The sequence below is a fragment of the Streptomyces alboniger genome (assembly GCF_008704395.1).
Classification (GTDB): Bacteria; Actinomycetota; Actinomycetes; order Streptomycetales; family Streptomycetaceae; genus Streptomyces; species Streptomyces alboniger.
Window position 1 is genome coordinate 6,136,495 of record NZ_CP023695.1, and the last position, 20,956, is coordinate 6,157,450.

Below are 20,956 nucleotides of genomic sequence, written 5' to 3' on the forward strand. Positions count from 1 at the left end.
TCGACACTGAGGTCACTCCACTGTGAGGGCTACGACGTGCGGGTTTCAGGACTGGCCAAGTTCGTTGTCGAGCAGGTCGAACAACTCGTCTGCTGTCGCCGACTCCAGCGCGTCGTCCGGTGCCGCGCCGTTCGTTTCGGTCTGGGCGTCGGTCCACTTCGACATCACGGCCCGCAGTCGGGCGGTGATCGCGGAACGCTCGTCGGCGCCGCCGCCGATCTCCGCGAGCAGCGATTCGAGCTTGTCCAGCTCGGAGTGGACGGACAGCGCGGATGCGCCCGTCTCCGTGCCGAGTTCCGCCCCGAGGTAGTCGGCCACGGTGGCCGGGGCCGGGTAGTCGAAGATCAGCGTGGCCGGCAGCCGGAGCCCGGTCGCCTTGCCGAGCTGGTTGCGCAGTTCGACGGCCGTCAGCGAGTCGACACCCAGCTCCAGGAAGCCGCGCTTCGGGTCGATGTCATCGGGTCCCGCGAAACTGAGGACGGCTGCCGTCCGCGTACGGACGAGGTCGAGCAGCAGCTCCGCGCGCTTCTCCGCGGTGAGGCCGGCAAGACGCTCCGTGAACGCCTGCGACTCGACGACCGCGGTGGCCTGGCGCGCGCTGCGACGGCCGGGCGTACGGACGAGTCCGCGGAGCAGCGGCGGTACGCCGGTCGAGGTGGCCTGGGCGCGTACGGCGGCCAGGTCGAGATGCATGGGCACGAGGAACGGCTGGTGCTGACGCCATGTGGCGTCGAGGAGGTGGAGGCCTTCCGCCTCGGTGAGGCCGTTGAGGCGGTGCCGGTCGGCGTCGGTGAGGTCGGCGGTCATGCCGCTCGCCTGTTCCCAGGCGCCCCAGGCGAGGGAGGTGGCGGGCAGTCCCTGGGTGTGGCGGTGGTGGGCGAGGGCGTCGAGGAAGGTGTTGGCGGCGGCGTAGTTGGCTTGGCCGGGGTTGCCGAGGACGCCGGCGGCGGAGGAGAAGAGGACGAAGGCGGAGAGGTTCAGTTCGCGTGTGAGTTCGTGGAGGTTGAGGGCGGCGTCCGCCTTGGGCCGCAGGACGGTGTCGAGGCGTTCGGAGGTGAGGGAGTTGATGACTCCGTCGTCCAGGACACCGGCCGTGTGGATGACGGCGGTCAGCGGACGCTCGTGGTCGATGGACTTGAGCAGCGTTTCGAGGATGTTGCGGTCGGCGGCGTCACAGGCGGCGATCTCTACGGTGTCCGCGCCGAGTTCGGCCAGCTCGGTGGCCAGTTGCGGGGCGCCTTCGGCGTCGAGTCCTCGGCGGCTGGTGAGCAGCAGGTGCCGTGCGCCGTGTTCGGTGACGAGGTGGCGGGCGACGAGCGATCCGAGGGCGCCGGTGCCGCCGGTGATGAGGACGGTCCCGGCCGGGTCCAGGCGGAAGTCCGCCGGATCGCCGTCGACGACAGGCACGCGGGCCAGCCGCGGCACGAGCACGGAGTCACCGCGCAGCGCTGCCTCCGGCTCACCGGTCGATGCCACCGAGGCGAGCCTGTCCCAGGCGTCGTGCGACGCGTCATCGGTGTCGATGAGGACGAACCGGTCGGGGTTCTCGGCCTGTGCGGACCGTACGAGGCCCCAGACGGGAGCGTTGGCCAGGTCGGTGACAGCGTCGCCGGGACCGGCGGCGACGGCACCGCGCGTGACGAAGACCAGGCGGGAGTCCGCGAGGCGGTCCTCGGCCAGCCAGTCCTGCACGAGGGCCAGCGTCCGGTGAGCGGCGAGGTGTGCGGCATCAGCCGTGTCCATGCCCTCATCGGCTGCGGCCGACTCCACGAGGACGACGTCCGGCACGGGCGTACCGGATGCGACGGCCTCCGCGAGGACGTCGAGGCCCGCATACGTCGCGGACTCCGGGGCGCCGGACGGCAGCCCGGCATCGGTGCCGATCACGGCCAGGTCCCTGTGCACGGGAGCGGGGACGGAGATGCCCGTCCAGTCCACCTCGAACAGCGACTCGTGGAAGGCGTGCCGGTCGGTGGCGAGCTGCGCGGAGTCCACCGGCCGCAGCATCAGCGACTCCACGGCCGCGACAGACGCACCGCTGCCGTCGACCGCGCTGATCGACACGGCGTTGGTGCCGGCTGCCGAGAGCTTGACGCGGAGCGCGGAGGCACCGGTGGCGTGGAGGGACACACCGCTCCAGGCGAACGGCAGAAGTGCCTCGTCCGACGCTTCGGTGAAGTCACCCAGAGAGACGGCGTGCAGCACGGCGTCGAGGAGCGCGGGGTGCAGTCCGTAACCGTCGGTCTCGGTGCCCTCGGGGAGCGTGACCTCGGCGTAGATGTCGGTGCCGACCCGCCAGGCGGCGCGCAGGCCCTGGCAGACCGGGCCGTAGGTGAGGCCGACACTCGCCAGACCCTCGTACAGCCCGTCGAGTTCGAGGGCGTCGGCACCCTCGGGCGGCCAGACCGACAGGTCGGCGCCGCCGTAGGAACCTTCCTCGGACAGGAGCCCGGTGGCGTGGGACGTCCACGGCGTCTCCGCCTCGGCGTCGTCGAGCCGTGAGTGGACGGTGACGCGGCGGTGCCCCTCGTCGTCGGCGGCGGCCACGGTCACGCGCAGGGCGATACCGCCCTGCCGCGGGAGTACGAGCGGGGCCTGGAGCGTCAGCTCCTCCAGGGACCCGCAGCCGACCTGGTCACCGGCGTGGATGGCCAGCTCGACCAGCGCGGTGCCGGGAAGGAGGACGGTGTCCATGACGGCGTGGTCGGCGAGCCAGGGGTGCGACTGGAGGGAGAGCCGGCCGGTGAGCAGGACGCTGTCGGAGTCGGGGAGAGCGATGGTGGCGCCGAGCAGCGGGTGCCCGGTGGTGCCGAGCCCGAGACTGGTGGCGTCACCGGACGAGGCCGTCGCGTGGAGCCAGTAGTGCTGGTGCTGGAAGGCGTAGGTGGGCAGGTCGACGCGGCGCGCGTTGTGCCCCGCGAAGACGCCGTCCCAGTTCAGCTTCTGCCCGTGAATGTGGGCTTGGGTGATGGCCTGGGTGAGGGTTTCGGCCTCCGGGCGTTTCTTTCGGAGTACGGGGGTGAAGACCGCTTCTTCGCTGTCGGACGCGATTTCCTGGGCGAGGGCGGAGAGGGTTCCGTCGGGGCCCAGCTCGATGTATGACGTGACGCCTTGCTCGGCGAGGAACGTGATGCCGTCGGCGAAGCGGACGGCCTGGCGGACGTGGCGGACCCAGTAGTCGGGTGAGCTGATGTCTTCGGGGGTGGCGAGCTGGCCGGTGAGGTTGGAGACGACCGGGATGCTCGGAGTCCCGTAGGACAGGCCCGCCGCGATGGTGCGGAATTCGTCCAGCATGGGTTCCATGCGGGGGGAGTGGAAGGCGTGGCTGACGCGGAGCTGGTGGACCTTGCGGCCCTGTTCGCGCCAGTGCTCCAGTACCTCGACTACGGCGGTGTCGTCGCCGGAAACCACGACCGAGGTAGGCCCGTTGATGGCGGCGATGGCAATCTCGGACTCGCGGCCCTCGATTGTCTCCAGAACCTCAGCTTCGGTGGCCTGGATCGCAGCCATGGCCCCGCCAGCGGGGAGCGCCTGCATGAGGCGACCGCGCGCGGCGACGAGCTTCACAGCGTCTTCCAGAGCAAAGACACCGGAAACGTGCGCGGCGGCCAGTTCGCCCACGGAGTGTCCGACGAGGAAGTCAGGGGTCAGCCCCCACGCCTCCACCAGGCGGAAGAGTGCGACCTCAATGGCGAACAGTGCGGCCTGCGTGTACACGGTCTGGTCGATCAGACCGGCGTCACCGCTGTCCGTGCCGAAGACGACGTCCTTCAGCGAACGCTCCAGCTGCCCCTCAAAGTGCGCACACACCTCGTCAAAGGCTGCGGCGAACACGGGATACGTCTCGTACAGCTCGCGGCCCATCCCGGCCCGCTGGCTGCCCTGCCCCGTGAACAAGAACGCGATCCGCCCGCTGCTCGTGCTGCCCGAGGTCACCGCGCCCGACGCATCCCCGGCCGCCAACGCGGCCGTTCCTGCGAGGAGTTCATTCAGGTCAGAGCCGGTGATGACGGCCCGGTGCTCGAACCGGGCCCGCGTCACAGCAAGGGAGTACCCCACGTCGGCCGGACGCAGCTCGGAGTTGTCCCGCATGAAGGAGTGCAGCCGCTCTGCCTGAGCCCGCAGCGCGTCCTCCGTCTTACCGGAGAGCACCCACGGCACGACCCCACCAGCAACAGGAGCCTCGGGGGCCGCCTCGGCGTCGACAGTCGGCGCCTGCTCCAGAATCACGTGGGCGTTGGTGCCGCTGATGCCGAAGGAGGAGACGGCGGCTCGGCGGGGACGACCGGTCTCCGGCCATTGCTGGGCCTGAGTGAGGAGGGAGACGTCACCCGTCGACCAGTCGACGTGCGGGGAGGGCTCGTCGACGTGGAGGGTCTTGGGCATGACGCCGTTGCGCAGCGCGAGGACCATCTTGATGATGCCGGCGACGCCGGCGGCGGCCTGGGTGTGGCCCAGGTTGGACTTGATCGAGCCGAGCCACAGCGGCTGGTCCGCGTCGCGCCCCTGGCCGTACGTGGCAAGGAGCGCCTGCGCCTCGATCGGGTCACCCAGTCGCGTACCCGTGCCGTGCGCCTCGACCACGTCCACGTCACCGGGCGTCAGGCCCGCGGATGCCAGGGCCTGGCGGATGACGCGCTGCTGGGAGGGACCGTTGGGGGCGGTGAGGCCGTTGGAGGCGCCGTCCTGGTTGACGGCGGAGCCGCGGACCACGGCGAGGACCTGGTGGCCGTTGCGCTTGGCGTCGGAGAGGCGTTCGACGAGGAGCATGCCCACGCCCTCGGACCAGCCGGTGCCGTCGGCGGCGCCCGCGAACGGCTTGCAACGGCCGTTCAGGGCGAGGCCGCGCTGGAGGGCGAAGCTGGCAAACGTATCCGGCGTCGGCATCACCGTCACACCGCCCACAAGGGCCATGGAGCAGTCACCGCGCTGGAGCGACTGCGTCGCCATTTGCAGGGCGACGAGCGAGGACGAGCACGCGGTGTCCACGGTCACGGCCGGGCCCTCGAACCCGAACGTGTACGAGACACGGCCGGACGCGATGCTGCTCGCACTGCCGTTGCCGAGGAAGCCCGCCACCTCGTCCGGCACCTCGGTGAGCCGGGAGGCGTAGTTGTGGTACATCACGCCGGCGAAGACACCGGTCGAGCTGCCGCGTACGGAGGCCGGGTCGATGCCCGCGCGCTCCAGCGCCTCCCAGGAGACCTCAAGGAGCAGCCGCTGCTGCGGGTCCATCGCCAGCGCCTCACGCGGTGAGATCCCGAAGAAGGTCGGGTCGAAGTCGGCGGCCCGGTGCAGGAAGCCGCCCTCCAGCGCGTACTCCGACGAGGACCGATCCGTGTCGCCGTCGAAGAGCCCGTCCAGGTCCCAGCCGCGGTCGGTGGGGAAGGGGGTGATGCCGTCGCCGCCGTCGAGCAGGAACCGCCACATCTCCTCGGGCGTGGTGATTCCGCCCGGGTAGCGGCAGGCCATGCCGACGATCGCGATCGGGTCGTCGTCGGCGCTGTCGCGGACCAACACGGCAGCGGTCGCCTCGGGCTGGGTGCCCATGACTTCGCCGATGAGGTACTCGGCGACGGCCGTCGCGTTCGGGTAGTCGAAGACGAGGGTGGCGGGAAGCCGGAGGCCCGTCGCGGTGCCGAGCTGGTTGCGCAGTTCGACCGCGGTGAGGGAGTCGAAGCCCAACTCCTTGAAGGCACGGGCCGGTTCGACGGTGGCGGTGTCCTCGTAACCCAGGACGTGGGCGACGTTCGTACGGACCAGGTCGAGGAGCAGCGTGTGGCGCTCCTCGGGGGAGAGTCCGGCGAGGCGCTGCGCCAGGGCGCCGGTCTCGACGGTCGCCGCGTGGGCGGTGCGGCGGGTGGAGGTGCGGACGAGTCCGCGCATGAGGGGCGGTACGCCCGTCGAGCTGGCCTGGGCGCGCACGGCGGCCAGGTCCATGTGCATGGGCACGAGCAGGGCCTGCCCGGTGGTCCACACGGTGTCGAGGAGGCGCAGGCCTTCGGCGTGGGTGAGGCCGGTCATGCCGCCGCGATTGATGCGGTCGGCGTTGGTGCCGCCCAGGTCCGCGGTCATGCCGCCGGTCTGTTCCCAGGCGCCCCAGGCGAGGGAGGTGGCGGGGAGACCGAGGGTGTGGCGGTGGTGGGCGAGGGCGTCGAGGAAGGTGTTGGCGGCGGCGTAGTTGCCCTGCCCCGGGCTGCCCATGACGCCGGCGACCGAGGAGAAGAGAACGAAGGCGGACAGGTCCGTGCCGGCGGTCAGTTCGTGCAGGTTGAGCGCGGCGTCCGCCTTGGGACGCAGGACCGCGTCGAGTCGGTCAGGGGTGAGGGAGTTGATGACTCCGTCGTCCAGGACACCGGCGGTGTGGATGACGGCGGTGAGGGGGCGCGCGTCGTTGATCGAGTTGAGCAGGGCCTCCAGCGCGTCACGGTCGGCGGCGTCGCAGGCGGCGATCTCCACGCTGTCGGCGCCGAGTTGGGCCAGTTCGGCGGCCAGTTCAGGTGCACCCGCAGCGTCGAGTCCTCGGCGGCTGGTGAGCAGCAGGTTGCGTACGCCGTGTTCGGTGACGAGGTGGCGGGCGACGAGGGAGCCCAGAGCACCCGTGCCGCCGGTGATCAGGACGGTCCCGGACGGGTCCAGGGGTGAAGCGGTGGTCTCGGTGAGGGCCGGGCGGGCCAGGCGCGGCACGCGCAGGGCGCCGTCGCGGAGTGCGGCTTCGGGCTCGTCGGAGGCCAGGAGGGGCCAGAGTGTGGTGAGTTCGGGTGACTGGGTGTCGGTGTCGATGAGGAGGAAGCGGTCGGGGTTCTCGGACTGGGCTGCGCGTACCAGGCCCCACACGGGTGCGTTGGCCAGGTCGGTGACAGCTTCGTCGGGGCCGGCGGCGATGGCGCCGCGCGTGACGAAGACCAGGCGGGAGTCGGCGAAGCGGTCCTCGGCCAGCCACTCCTGGACCAGGGCCAGGGTGTGGTGGGTGGCCTGGTGCGCTGCGGCGGCCGCGTCGGTGTCCTCGTAGGCCGTCAGCGGGGCGAAGACGATCTGGGGGATGGTGTCGGCGGCGGCCAGTTCACCAAGGCTGGGGAACGCCGGTCCGTCGGTGAAGAGGTTGGGCTCGTCGCCCAACACCGCCCACGTCTGCGGCTCGACCGGCGCCGACGGCAGCTCGCGCCACTCGATGCTGAACAGGGACTCGGCGAAGTTGGCGGAGTCCGCCGTGAGTTGTTCGGTGGTGATGGCGCGGAGGACGAGGGAGTCCGCGGTGGCGACGGGGGTGCCGGTTTCGTCGGTTGCGGTGATGGATACGGCGTCGGTGCCGGCGGGGGTGAGTTTGACGCGGAGTACGGAGGCTCCGGTGGCGTGGAGGGCCACGCCGGTCCAGGCGAAGGGCAGGAGTGCGTGGTCGGTTGTCTCGGTGAAGTCGCCGAGGGCCACGGCGTGCAGGGCGGCGTCCAGGAGTGCGGGGTGCAGTCCGAAGCCGTCGGTGGAGGTGTCCTCGGGGAGGGCGACCTCGGCGTAGACGGCGTCGTCCAGCCGCCAGGCGGCACGCAGCCCCTGGAACACCGGCCCGTACGAAAGACCCGCATCGGCGAGGTTCTCGTAGAGACCCTCCACTCCGAGGGGCTCGGCGCCCTTCGGCGGCCACACCGACAGGTCGAAGGACGCCTGCGGCGTGCTCTCCGCGAGGAGGCCGACCGCGTGACGCGTCCACGGCACCGCGGCATCTGCCTCGTCGAGCCGCGAGAAGATCGCGACCTGCCGCCGCCCGCTCCCGTCGGCCGCGTCCACAGCCACGCGTACGGCGATGCCGCCACGCTCGGGGAGTACGAGCGGGGCCTGGAGCGTCAGCTCCTCCAGGGACCCGCAGCCGACCTGGTCACCGGCGTGGATGGCCAGCTCGACCAGTCCGGTGCCGGGGACGAGGACGGTGTCCATGACGGTGTGGTCGGCGAGCCAGGTGTGCGACTGGAGCGAGAGGCGGCCCGTCAGGACAATGCTGTCCGTCTCGGGCAGCGACATCGCCGCGCCGAGAAGCGGGTGCCCGGTCTTGCCGAGGCCGAGGCTCGTGGCATCACCGGCTGCGGCCGTCGCGTGGAGCCAGTAGTGCTGGTGCTGGAAGGCGTAGGTGGGCAGGTCGACGCGGCACGCGCCCCGGTCTGCGAAGACGCCGTCCCAGTCGAGTTCGGCGCCGTGGATGTGGACGGTGCCGATGGCCTGGGTGAGGGCTTCCGCTTCGGGGCGGTTCTTGCGGAGTACGGGGATGAAGGCCGCTTCTTCGCTGTCGGACGCGATTTCCTGGGCGAGGGCGGAGAGGGTTCCGTCGGGGCCCAGCTCGATGAAGGACGTGACGCCTTGCTCGGCGAGGAACGTGATGCCGTCGGCGAAGCGGACGGCCTGGCGGACGTGGCGGACCCAGTACTCGGTGGTGCAGAGGTCGTCGCCTGCGGCGAGTTGGCCGGTGAGGTTGGAGACGACCGGGACGCTCGGAGTCCCGTAGGACAGGCCCGCCGCGATGGTGCGGAACTCCTCCAGCATGGGTTCCATGCGCGGCGAGTGGAAGGCGTGGCTGACGCGCAACTGGTGGACCTTGCGGCCCTGCTCACGCCAGTGCTCCAGCACCTCGGTCACGGCGGCCTCGTCACCGGAAATCACCACGGACGTGGGTCCGTTGATGGCGGCGATGGCAATCTCGGACTCGCGGCCCTCGATTGTCTCCAGAACCTCAGCTTCGGTGGCCTGGATCGCAGCCATGGCCCCGCCAGCGGGGAGCGCCTGCATGAGGCGACCGCGCGCGGCGACGAGCTTCACAGCGTCTTCCAGAGCAAAGACACCGGCCACATGGGCGGCGGCCAGTTCGCCCACGGAGTGTCCGACGAGGAAGTCAGGGGTCAGCCCCCACGCCTCGACCAGGCGGAAGAGTGCGACCTCAATGGCGAACAGCGCGGCTTGCGTGTACACGGTCTGGTCGATCAGACCGGCGTCACCGCCGCCCGTGCCGAAGACGACGTCCTTCAGCGAACGCTCCAGCTGCCCGTCAAAGTGCGCGCACACTTCATCGAAAGCGGCGGCGAACACCGGATAGGTCTCATACAGCTCGCGGCCCATTCCGGCCCGCTGGCTGCCCTGCCCCGTGAACAAGAACGCCAGCTTGCCGCGCCGCACGCTCCCCGAGGTGACGGCACCGGACGGCTCGCCCGTAGCCAACGCCTGCACACCCGCGAGGAGTTCCTCGACATCGGAGCCGGTGATGACGGCCCGGTGTTCGAACCGGGCCCGCGTCACGGCGAGGGAGTAGCCCACGTCCGCCGCACGCAGCTCGGAGTTCTCCTGTACGAACGAGTGCAGCCGCTCGGCCTGAGCCCGCAGCGCCCCCTCCGTCTTACCGGACAGGACCCACGGCACGACCCCGCCGACGACCGGCGCCTCGGAGCCCGCCTCGTCGACGGCGGCGTCGACGGCAGCCGGCGCCTGCTCCAGGATGATGTGCGCGTTCGTGCCGCTGATGCCGAAGGACGACACCGCCGCTCGGCGCGGCCGGTCGGAGTCGGACCACTCCCGTGCCTCGGTCAGCAGGGAGACGTCGCCTGCCGACCAGTCGACGTGCGGGGAGGGCTCGTCGATGTGCAGGGTCTTGGGCATGACGCCGTTGCGCAGCGCCATGACCATCTTGATGATGCCGGCGGCACCGGCGGCGGCCTGGGTGTGGCCGAGGTTGGACTTGATCGAGCCGAGCCACAGCGGCTCGGAGCCCTCGCGGTCCTGGCCGTACGTGGCCAGCAGCGCCTGGGCCTCGATCGGGTCACCCAGCCGCGTGCCCGTGCCGTGCGCCTCGACGACATCCACGTCACCGGGCGTCAGGCCCGCGGATGCCAGGGCCTGGCGGATGACGCGCTGCTGGGAGGGGCCGTTCGGAGCGGTCAAGCCGTTCGACGCGCCGTCCTGGTTGACGGCGGAGCCGCGCACCACGGCGAGGACCTGGTGGCCGTTGCGCTCCGCGTCGGAGAGCCGCTCGACGAGGAGCATGCCCACGCCCTCGGACCACGCGGTGCCGTCCGCGGCACCGGCGAAGGCCTTGCAGCGGCCGTCACCGGCCAGGCCGCCCTGGAGGGCGAAGTCGATGAACGTATCCGGGTTCGGCATGACGGTGACACCGCCTGCCAGCGCCAGCGAGCACTCCCCGCGACGCAGCGCCTGAACCGCCAGGTGCAGCGTGACCAGCGAGGACGAGCACGCGGTGTCCACGGTCACGGCCGGACCCTCGAGGCCGAACGTGTACGAGACACGGCCGGACACGACACTGCTGGAGTTGCCGGTGCCGAGGAAACCGCCGACCCCGTCGGGGATGTCCGTCACGCGAGCGGCGTAGTTGTGGTACATCACACCGGCGAACACACCGGTCGAGCTGCCGCGTACGGAGGCCGGGTCGATCCCGGCCCGCTCGAACGCCTCCCAGGAGGCTTCGAGCAGCAGCCGCTGCTGCGGGTCCATCGCCAGCGCCTCACGCGGCGAGATCCCGAAGAAGCCGGGGTCGAACTCGGGTGCGTCGTGCAGGAATCCGCCGGCCAGCGCGTACTTCGTGCCCGGGCGCTCCGGGTCCTCGATGAACTGGTCCTCGACGTCCCAGCCGCGGTCGGTGGGGAACCGCGAGGTACCGTCGCCGCCCCGCATCAGGAACTGCCACATCCCCTCGGGCGAGGTGATTCCGCCCGGGTAGCGGCAGGCCATGCCGACGATCGCGATCGGCTCGTCGTCGGTGAGCACCACGGGGGCGGACGCCCCCGCCGCCACGGTGTCCGTACCGCCGAACTCGGTGAGCAGGAAGTCGACCAGGGACAGCGGGTTCGGGTAGTCGAAGACGAGGGTGGCGGGGAGGCGGAGCCCGGTCGCGGTGTTGAGCTGGTTACGCAGCTCGACCGCGGTGAGCGAGTCGAAGCCCAACTCCTTGAAGGCACGGGCCGGTTCGACGGTGGCAGGGTTGTCGTAACCCAGGACGTGGGCGACGTGGGTGCGCACCAGGTCGAGGAGGTGTGCCTGGCGCTCCTCGCGCGTGAGGGGGGCGAGGCGCTGCGCGAGGGCGCCGGTCTCGACGGCCGCGGTGTGAGCGGTACGGCGTGCGGGGGAGCGGACGAGTCCGCGCATGAGGGGCGGTACGCCCGCCGAAGCGGCCTGGGCGCGCACGGTGGCCAGGTCCATGTGCGTCGGCACGAGCAGGGCGGCGCCGGTCGCCCATGCGGCGTCCAGGAGCCGCAGGCCCTCGGCGTGGGTGAGGCCGGTCATGCCGCCGCGGCTCATGCGGTTGGCGTCGGTGTCCCCGAGGTCCGCGGTCATGCCACCCGCCTGCTCCCAGGCGCCCCACGCGAGGGAGGTCGCGGGCAGGCCGAGCGAGTGGCGGTGGTGGGCGAGTGCGTCGAGGAACGTGTTGGCGGCGGCGTAGTTGCCCTGGCCCGCGTTGCCCATGACGCCCGCGGCCGAGGAGAACAGGACGAAGGCGGAGAGCCCCAGGTCCCACGTGAGTTCGTGGAGGTTGAGGGCGGCGTCGGCCTTCGGGCGCAGGACGCTGTCGAGGCGTTCGGGGGTGAGGGAGCCGATGACTCCGTCGTCCAGAACGCCGGCCGTGTGGACCACGGCGGTCAGCGGGCGTCCGGCGTCGATCGAGTGGAGCAGGGCCTCCAGCGCGTCACGGTCGGCGGCGTCGCAGGCGGCGATCTCCACGGTGTCCGCGCCGAGTTCGGCCAGCTCGGCGGCCAGCTCCGGAGCGCCTTCGGCGGCGAGCCCCCTGCGGCTGGTGAGCAGCAGGTTGCGTACGCCGTGCTCGGCCACGAGGTGGCGGGCCACGAGCGAACCGAGGGCGCCGGTGCCGCCGGTGATGAGGACGGTGCCGGACGGGTCCGGCGTGACGGCCGCCGTCTCGGCGTCGGCGGCGGGCATGCGCGCCAGCCGGGGCGCCCGTACGACGCCGTCACGCAGGGCTGCTTCCGGCTCGTCGGAGGCGAGGAAAGGCCACAGCAGGGCGAGTTCGAGCGATGCGCCCTCGGTGCCGGTGCCGGTGCCGTTGTCAGTGCCGTTGCCGGGGCCGGTGTCGGTGTCGAGGAGCACGAACCGGTCGGGGTTCTCGGCCTGCGCGGAGCGTACGAGGCCCCAGACAGGCGCGTTGACCAGGTCACGGACGGTGTCGTCCGGTCCGGCGGAGACGGCGCCGCGCGTGACGAACACCAGGCGTGAGTCGGCGAACCGGTCTTCCGCCAGCCAGCCCTGGATGAGGGCCAGCGCGTGATGCGTGGCCCGATGGGCGGCAGCGGCCGTGTCCGTACCCTCGCGGTTGGTCAGCGGGACGAACACGACCTCGGGGATCGTTTCGGCGCCGGCCAGCTCGGCCAGGCCCGGGAAGGCCGGGCCCTCGGCGAAGGAGCCCGGCTCACCGAGCACCGCCCAGGTCGCAGGCGCGGCCGACGGCACGGACAGCTCGGGCCACTCCACGCGGAACAGCGAGTCGGTGAAGCCGCCTCGGCCCGCCGAGAGCTGCTCGGCCGTGACCTGGCGGAAGACGAGGGAGTCGGTCGAGGCGACCGGCGCACCGGCCTCGTCCGCCATGGCGAGGGCCAGCCCGTCGGTTCCGGTCGGCGTCAGCCGTACGCGCAGGGTCGACGCGGCCGTGGCGTACAGGGACACACCACTCCACGCGAACGGCAGACCGGTCCCCGTGTCCTCCTGCGGCGACGCGCTCAGCGATGCGGCGTGCAGGGCGGCGTCGAACAGCGCGGGGTGGAGCCCGAAGCCGCCGGTCGGGGTGGACTCGGGCAGGGCGACCTCGGCGTAGACGGCGTCGTCCAGCCGCCAGGCGGCGCGCAGGCCCTGGAACACCGGCCCGTAGGACAGTCCCGTACCGGAAAGGTTCTCGTAGAGGTCCGCGACCTCAAGGGACTCGGCACCCTTCGGCGGCCACACGGACAGGTCGAAGGAGGCCTCCGGCGCGCTCTCCGCCAGGAAACCGGCGGCGTGACGGGTCCACGGCTCCGCTTCCGAGCCCTCGGGCCGGGAGAAGACGGCCACCGGACGCCGCCCGAGCGTGTCCACGGCCTCCACGGTCACGCGCAGGACGACGGCACCGCGCTCGGGGAGGACCAGCGGGGCCTGGAGCATCAGCTCGTCGACGTGGCCGAAGCCCACCTGATCACCGGCGTGGATCGCCAGCTCGACCAGACCGGTCCCGGGCAGCAGGGCCGACCCCATCACGAGGTGGTCCCCGATCCACGGGTGGCTCTGCAACGAGATGCGCCCGGTGAGGACGAGCGTGTCCGAGTCGGGCATCACCACAGCGGCACCGAGCAGCGGGTGCTCGGTCGCGGACTGCCCGAGCACGGAGACGTCGCCCGCGGGGACGCCCATCTCCAGCCAGTAGTGGTCGTGCTGGAAGGCGTAGGTGGGGAGGTCGACGCGGCGGGCGTCGTGGCCTGCGAAGACGCCGTCCCAGTCGAGTTCGGCGCCCTGGATGTGGGCTTGGGCGAGGGCGGAGGTGAGGGTTTCCGCTTCGGGGCGGTTCTTGCGGAGTACGGGGGTGAACTCCGCGGTGTTGGTGAGGGTTTGCTGGGCCATGGCGGAGAGGGTGCCGTCGGGGCCCAGCTCGATGAAGGACGTGACGCCCTGTTCCGACAGGTGGGTGATGCCGTCGGCGAAGCGGACGGCCTGGCGGACGTGGCGGACCCAGTACTCGGTGGTGCAGAGGTCGTCGCCTGCGGCGAGCTGGCCGGTGAGGTTGGAGACGACCGGGATGTTCGGGGTGCCGTAGGTCAGGCCCGCCGCGATGGTGCGGAATTCGTCCAGCATGGGTTCCATGCGGGGGGAGTGGAAGGCGTGGCTGACGCGCAACTGGTGGACCTTGCGGCCCTGCTTGCGCCAGTGCTCCAGAACTTCGGTCACGGCGGCCTCGTCGCCGGAAACCACGATGGACGTGGGTCCGTTGATGGCGGCGATGGCGATCTCGCGCTCGCGGCCTTCCAGGAGCGGCAGGATTTCCGCTTCGGTGGCCTGGATCGCGGCCATGGCCCCGCCAGCGGGGAGCGCCTGCATAAGCCGTCCACGCGCGGCGACGAGCTTGACGGCATCTTCCAGGGTGAAGACACCGGAAACGTGCGCCGCAGCCAGTTCACCCACCGAATGCCCGACGAGGAAGTCAGGGGTCAGCCCCCACGCCTCCACCAGGCGGAAGAGTGCGACCTCAATGGCGAAGAGCGCGGCCTGCGTGTACACGGTCTGGTCGATAAGACCGGCGTCCCCGCCGTCCGTGCCGAAGACGACGTCCTTCAGCGGACGCTCAAGGTGCCCGTCAAAGTGCGCGCACACTTCATCGAAAGCTGCGGCGAACACGGGATACGTGTCATACAGCTCGCGGCCCATCCCGGCGCGCTGGCTGCCCTGCCCCGTGAACAGGAACGCCAGCTTGCCGCGCCGCACGCTGCCCGAGGTGACGGCACCGGACGGCTCGCCCGCGGCCAACGCCTGCACACCCGCGAGGAGTTCCTCGACATCGGAGCCGGTGATGACGGCCCGGTGCTCGAACCGGGCCCGCGTCACGGCGAGGGAGTAGCCCACGTCCGCCGCACGCAGCTCGGAGTTCTCCCGCATGAAGGAGTGCAGCCGCTCTGCCTGCGCCCGCAGCGCCCCCTCCGTCTTACCGGACAGCACCCACGGCACAACCCCACCAGCAACAGGAGCCTCGACGGTCTCGGAGGCCTCCGCCTCCAACGCCGTGGCCGGCGCCTGCTCGATGATGGTGTGGACGTTCGTACCGCTGACGCCGAACGACGAGATGCCGGCTCGGCGCGGGTGCCCGGTCTCCGGCCACTCCCGTACCTCGGTCAGCAAGGAGACTGCGCCCGCCGACCAGTCGACCTGCGGGGTCGGCTCGTCGACGTGCAGGGTCTTCGGCAGCAGGCCTTCCCGCATCGCCATGACCATCTTGATGACACCCGCGACACCCGCGGCCGTCTGGGTGTGGCCGATGTTGGACTTGATCGAGCCGAGCCACAGCGGCTGGTCCGCGTCGCGGCCCTGGCCGTAGGTGGCGAGCAGCGCGCCCGCCTCGATCGGGTCGCCGAGCCGCGTGCCGGTGCCGTGCGCCTCGACCACGTCCACGTCGCCCGGCTCAAGGCCCGCGCCTGCCAGGGCCTGGCGGATGACGCGCTGCTGGGAGGGCCCGTTGGGGGCGGTGAGGCCGTTGGAGGCGCCGTCCTGGTTGACGGCGGAGCCGCGCACGACAGCGAGGACCTGGTGGCCGTTGCGCTCCGCGTCGGAGAGCCGCTCCAGCAGAAGGAGCCCCGCGCCCTCGGACCAGCCGGTGCCGTCGGCGGCGCCCGCGAAGGCCTTGCAGCGGCCGTCACCGGAGAGGCCCCGCTGCCGGCTGAACTCGATGAAGGCGCCCGGGGTCGCCATGACGGTGATACCGCCCGCCAGTGCCAGATCGCACTCACCCTGGCGCAGCGACTGCGCGGCCAGGTGCAGCGCGACGAGCGAGGACGAGCAGGCCGTGTCCACGGTCACCGCGGGGCCCTCGAGCCCCAGCGTGTAGGACACGCGGCCGGAGATGACGGAGGACTGGGTGCCGGTGAGGAAGTAGCCCTCGGTTCCCTCGGGGGCGTCGTGCGCGTCGATGCCGTAACCCTGGGAACCGGCGCCGATGAAGACGCCGCCCTGGCTGCCGCGCAGCGACAGGGGATCGATGCCCGCACGCTCCAGCGCCTCCCAGGAGGCTTCGAGGAGCAGTCGCTGCTGCGGGTCCATCGCCAGCGCCTCACGCGGCGAGATCCCGAAGAACCCGGCGTCGAAGCCGCCGGCACCGTCGATGAAGCCGCCCTCGTACGCGTACGTGGTCCCGCTGCGCTCCGGGTCCGGGTCGTACAGGTCGTCGATGGGCCAGCCGCGGTCGGTGGGGAACGGGGAGATGGCGTCGCGGCCTTCGAGGACGAGCTGCCAGAGTTCCTCGGGCGTGCTGACACCGCCCGGGTAGCGGCAGCTCATCGCGACGATGGCGATGGGCTCGTCGTCCGCCGCCGGGCCGGTGAGGGCGGCCTGACGCACCGGGTCCACCGCGCCGGTGTCGTCGGCGCCGAGCAGCTCGGTGAGGACGAACCCGGCGATGGCGTCGGCGTTCGGGTAGTCGAAGACGAGCGTCGTGGGCAGCGTGAGCCCGGTCGCGCCGTTCAGGCGGTTGCGGATGTCGACCGCCGTGAGCGAGTCGAAGCCCAGCTCGCGGAAGGCCGAACCGGGTTCGATCGCCGTCGCGTCGGCGTGGCCGAGTGCGGCGGCGGCCTGCGTGCGGACGAGGTCGAGGACCAGTTCCCGCTGCTCGCCCGCCGACAGGCCGCTCAGCCGCCGCGCGAGCGCGTTGCCGCCCGCGGGCTCGGCGGAGTTCGCCGTCTCCGCTTCCAGGACGCTCCGTACCTCGGGAAGGTCCTCGATGAAGGGGCGCCGGCGGATGGCGGAGTAGGCGGGGGCGAACCGGTCCCAGGCGAGGTCGGACACGCACACCGTGGTCTCGTCGTGCGCCACGGCCTGGACCAGGGCGGACACGGCGAGTTCGGGGTTCATGCGCTTGAGGCCGACGCGCAGCATGGCCTCTTCGTCGCCGTCGGTGCCCATGCCGCCGCCGCCCCACAGGCCCCAGGCGATGGACGTGGCGGTACGGCCCCTGGCACGGCGCCGCTCGGCGAACGCGTCGAGGAAGGAGTTGCCCGCGGCGTAGGCGCCCTGATCGGCGCCGCCCCACACCGCGGCGGCGGAGGAGAAGAGGACGAAGGCGTCCAGCGGCGTGTCGCCGAGCAGGTCGTCGAGGTGGGTGGCGCCCGCCGTCTTGGCCGCGACGACGGCGGCCACGTCGCCGAGGGCGCTGTCCATGAGCGACCCGGTGTCGCCGACACCGGCGGCGTGCACGACCGCCGTCAGCGGCCGGGCCTCGTCGGCCGCCAGATCCGCCAGGACGGCGGCCAGCGAGTCGCGGTCGCCCGCGTCGCACGCGGCGATGGTGACCTGGGCGGCCCCGAGCCCGGTGAGTTCGGCACGCAACTCCTCGGCGCCGGGCGCCTGATCGCCGCGCCGGCTGGTGAGGACGAGGTGCTCCGCACCGTTGGCCGCCGCCCAGCGGGCGACGTGGCCGCCGAGCGCGCCCGTACCGCCGGTGATGAGGATCGTGCCGCGCGGCGTCCACGAACCGCCCGCCGAGTCGGCGAGGGGCGCCCGGACGAGACGACGGCCGAAGATCCCCGTCGAACGTATCGCCAGCTCGTCCTCAGCGCCGAGACCGGCCAGGACGTCGGTGAAGCGGGCGAGCGCGGGCGCGTCGACCGTCTCGGGCAGGTCGAGCAGACCGCCCCAGCGGTCGGGGTGTTCGAGCCCGGCCACCCGGCCCAGGCCCCAGACCTGGGCCTGCGCCGGGTCGGCGGCCCGGTCCGAGCGGCCGACGGAGACGGCGCCGCGGCCGGCGAGCCACAGCGGCGCCCCGACCCCGGAGTCGCCGAGGGCCTGGACGAGTTCGAGCGTCCCGGCGAGCCCCGACGCCACGTGGGGGTGGCCGGGGTGCGGGGCCGTGTCGAGGGCGAGCAGCGAGAGCACACCGTCGACGGCGCGGTCGCCCACGGCCTCACGGATCAGCCCGGCGAGCGAGGCGCGGTCCGAGCCGGTCGCGCTCCACTCCACCCGTACGGTCGTGACACCCCGGCCGTGCAGGGCCTGCTCGGCCGCGGGCACCCACGCGTAGGTGTCACCGTCGGCCGGAACCACCAGCAGCCAGGTGCCGGAAAGACGCTTGGCCGGGGTGACGGACAGGGGCTTCCAGGTGACGCGGTACCGCCAGGCGTCGACGGTGTTCTTCCGCCGGTTCTGGCGCCGCCACGTCGACAGGACCGGCAGCGCGGCTTCGAGCCACTCGGGCTCGACCTCACCGTCGAAGTCGAGCGCGGCGGCCAGTGCGGCCGTGTCCTCCCGCTCCACGGCCTCCCAGAAACGCGTCTCCTCGGGGGCGGCGGCATGAGCGGCCGCCGCCTCCACGGGCTCAGCGGCTTCGAGCCAGTAGCGCTGGTGCTGGAAGGCGTAGGTGGGCAGGTCGACGCGGCGGGCGTCGTGGCCTGCGAAGACGCCGTCCCAGTCGAGATCCGCGCCGTGGACGTGGGCTCGGGCGATGGCCTGGGTGAAGGTGTCGGCTTCGGGGCGGTTCTTGCGGAGTACGGGCGTGAAGGCCGCGGTGTCGGTGTCGGTGAGGGTCTCCTGGGCGAGGGCGGAGAGGGTTCCGTCGGGGCCGAGTTCGATGAAGGACGTGACGCCTTGCTCGGCGAGGAACGTGATGCCGTCGGCGAAGCGGACGGCTTGGCGGACGTGGCGGACCCAGTAGTCGGGCGAGCCGATGTCCTCGGGAGAGGCGAGCTGGCCGGTGAGGTTGGAGACGACCGGGATGCTCGGGGTTGCGTAGGTCAGGCCTGCTGCGATGGTGCGGAACTCGTCCAGCATGGGTTCCATGCGGGGTGAGTGGAAGGCGTGGCTGACGCGGAGCTGGTGGACCTTGCGGCCCTGTTCGCGCCAGTGCTCCAGGATCTCGACTACGGCGGTGTCGTCGCCGGAAACCACGACGGACGTGGGCCCGTTGATGGCGGCAATAGCGATCTCGGACTCGCGGCCTTCGAGCGTCTCCAGAACCTCAGCTTCGGTGGCCTGGATCGCGGCCATGGCCCCACCGACGGGGAGCGCCTGCATGAGGCGACCGCGCGCGGCGACGAGCTTCACAGCGTCTTCCAGAGTGAAGACACCGGCCACATGGGCGGCGGCCAGTTCGCCCACGGAGTGTCCGACGAGGAAGTCAGGGGTCAGCCCCCACGCCTCCACCAGCCGGAAGAGCGCGACCTCGATGGCGAACAGTGCGGCCTGTGTGTAGACGGTCTGGTCGATCAGACCGGCGTCCGTCTCGTCCGTACCGAAGACGACGTCCTTCAGCGAACGCTCCAACTGCCCGTCAAACTGCGCGCACACCTCGTCGAAGGCGGCGGCGAACACCGGATAGGTCTCATACAGCTCGCGGCCCATTCCGGCCCGCTGGCTGCCCTGCCCCGTGAACAAGAACGCCAGCTTGCCGACCGTTTGGGCGGTCGCCGCGCCCTCCACGACCCCCGCGGCGGACTTGCCGGTGGCCACGGCTTCCAGGCCGGCCAGCAGTTCCGCTCGGTTCGTACCCGTGACGACGGCCCGGTGCTCGAAGCGCGCGCGAGAGACGGCGAGCGAGTAACCCACATCCGCGGGGCCGAGGCCCAGCCGCCCGGCGAGGAACGACGTCAGGCGCTCGGACTGGGCCCGCAGCGCGGCCTCGGTCCTGCCCGAGATCACCCACGGCACGGGGGCGTCCGCCTGCTGCGTGACGGCGGGCGGCTCCTCGGCGGAGGGCTCGGCGGCCGCCTGCTCCAGGATGATGTGCGCGTTCGTGCCGCTGATGCCGAACGAGGAGACCGCGGCCCGTCGGGGCCGCCCCGTCTCCGGCCACTCCCGCGCCTCGGTCAGCAGCGAGACGGCGCCCGCCGACCAGTCGACCTTGGTGGAGGGCTCGTCGATGTGCAGCGTCTTCGGCATGACGCCGTTGCGCAGCGCCATCACCATCTTGATGACACCGCCGACGCCCGCGGCTGCCTGCGTGTGACCGACGTTGGACTTGAAGGAGCCGATCCACAGCGGCTGCTCGGCCGGGCGTTCCTGACCGTAGGTGTTGATGAGCGCCTGCGCCTCGATGGGGTCACCGAGCGTGGTGCCCGTGCCGTGCGCCTCGACGAGGTCGATCTGGTCCGAGGAGAGCTGGGAGTTGTCGAGGGCCTGGCGGATGACGCGCTGCTGGGACGGGCCGTTGGGGGCGGTCAGGCCACTGCTCGCGCCGTCCTGGTTGACGGCCGAGCCGCGGACGACCGCGAGCACCTTGTGGCCGTTGCGCTCCGCGTCGGAGAGCCGCTCGACGAGGAGCATGCCCACGCCCTCGGCGAAGCCGGCGCCGTCCGCGAGGTCGGAGAAGGCCTTGCAGCGGCCGTCGGGGGAGAGGCCGCCCTGCCGGGCGAGGTCGATGAACGCCTCGGGGGTCGACATGACCGTGGTGCCGCCGGCCAGGGCCATGGAGCACTCGCCGTTGCGCAGCGCCTGTACGGCCAGGTGCAGCGTCACCAGCGACGAGGAGCAGGCGGTGTCGACGGAGACGGCCGGGCCCTCGAGCCCGAGGGTGTAAGAGATGCGTCCCGATGTGACGCTGTACGCGTTACCGGTGCTGAGATATCCCTCCACGCCGTCGGGGATTCGGTCGAGCCGAGTGGCGTAGTCCTGGTACATCACGCCCGCGAATACACCGGTCTTGCTTCCGCGCATCGCGTGCGGGTCAATTCCGGCGTGCTCAAAGGCTTCCCAGGCGACTTCGAGGAGCAGCCGCTGCTGCGGGTCCATCGCCAGCGCCTCGCGCGGCGAGATCCCGAAGAACGCCGGGTCGAACTGTGCGGCGTCGTAAAGGAATCCGCTCTCGCGGTTGTAGAAAGTGCCCGGCTTTTCGCGGTCGGGGCTGTACAGCCGCTCGATGTCCCAGCCGCGGTCGGTGGGAAGGTCGGACACGGCGTCCCGGCCCTCGGCGACCATCTGCCACAACTCCTCGGGGGAGTTGGCACCGCCCGGATAACGGCAGCTCATGCCCACGATCGCGATGGGCTCGTGTGCCCGCGAGTCGGCCGCGCTCAACAGCTGCTTCGTCTGCTGCAGATCGGCCATTACCCGCTTGAGGTAGTCGCGAAGCTTCTGCTCATTCTGCATCTAAAGCAACCTCTTGAGGACGGACAGCACTTGGGCACCTGGGCAATACATGAGATCGCGCCGCACGCGAAACCCGGGCGGAAGTCCTTTTACGACGTGACTCCCCGGCTGGGAGACCCATTCGGCGATGCCTCGAACCGGCTGTGTATGAGCA

General features: G+C 71.6%; 1 protein-coding gene. It reads right to left on the reverse strand.

Translation table 11 applies throughout. The features are described 5' to 3' along the window. Positions 1-45: 45 nt before the first annotated feature. On the reverse strand, positions 46-20,802 hold the full coding sequence (locus CP975_RS27300; RefSeq protein WP_150477447.1) for a type I polyketide synthase: 20,757 nt from the start codon (positions 20,800-20,802) through the stop codon (positions 46-48). Between the last annotated feature and the right edge of the window lie 154 nt (positions 20,803-20,956).

Bases quoted from the DNA above. Each gene is read 5' to 3' on its own strand.
- CP975_RS27300 (WP_150477447.1), bottom strand. From the start codon at position 20,802: ATGCAGAATGAGCAGAAGCTTCGCGACTACCTCAAGCGGGTAATGGCC.